Annotated in this window: 1 rRNA gene; it reads left to right on the top strand. The window is 55.8% G+C overall.

The window, feature by feature from the left end:
- A 16S ribosomal RNA gene (locus SJH88_RS19725) occupies positions 1-233 on the top strand; the annotation flags it as partial.

The following is a 233-nucleotide window of genomic DNA, read 5'->3' as shown; positions in this document are numbered from 1 at the left end:
CTGCCGGTGACAAACCGGAGGAAGGTGGGGATGACGTCAAGTCCTCATGGCCCTTATAGGTGGGGCTACACACGTCATACAATGGCTGGTACAAAGGGTTGCCAACCCGCGAGGGGGAGCTGAATCCCATAAAGCCAGTCGTAGTCCGGATCGCAGTCTGCAACTCGACTGCGTGAAGTCGGAATCGCTAGTAATCGTGGATCAGAATGTCACGGTGAATACGTTCCCGGGTC

It is taken from the genome of Comamonas sp. GCA5 (assembly GCF_036541385.1).
Lineage (GTDB): Bacteria > Pseudomonadota > Gammaproteobacteria > Burkholderiales > Burkholderiaceae_C > Comamonas > Comamonas aquatica.
Note: the sequence above shows the minus strand (reverse complement) of the source record. Positions and strands in the feature narration are given on the sequence as shown.